Genomic DNA, 416 nt, shown 5'->3' with positions numbered 1-416 from the left:
CACGTTTGTGGGTTTTATCCAGGGAATAAAATGTCCTGGAATTTCCATCATGAAAATATACAATACATTTGCAGAGTGATATACTCGGTAAGTTTGGCGAAATCATATAGCAATAGGTTTTAGAAGGGTTCGTTGCAGACTTTTTTCGTATTCCCTCATCAGGGTATCGTCCTTGTAGGTAGATAAGCGTTGTTGTTGAATCCTAAAGAGTTGCAATCGGGTTTTATGTTTGTTTTTTCCTTTTCCCTTATCATAATCCTGCCATTCTTTTTCAGCTTTTTGAATCAGGATTTGGTTTCGGATCTCTTTTTTAAGGATTTCCTGTTTGAGATACCAATCGTAGGTTTTATTAAAGCCATTACGCTTATTATCCGGGCTGAAATACAAATGCGCAGGGGCCACCCAGCGATTGGGGT

At 38.7% G+C, this 416-nt stretch carries 1 protein-coding gene; it reads right to left on the bottom strand.

Annotated features, from left to right (window positions below):
- Positions 1 to 102 precede the first annotated feature (102 nt).
- The coding region (locus FOF46_RS32140; RefSeq protein ID WP_167572045.1) for a hypothetical protein at positions 103 to 416 on the bottom strand (314 nt) is incomplete at its 5' end.

Source organism: Aquimarina algiphila, assembly GCF_007489275.1.
Classification (GTDB): domain Bacteria; phylum Bacteroidota; class Bacteroidia; order Flavobacteriales; family Flavobacteriaceae; genus Aquimarina; species Aquimarina algiphila.
The sequence above is the reverse complement of the archived record's forward strand: the minus strand, read 5'-3'. Positions and strand labels throughout refer to the sequence as shown.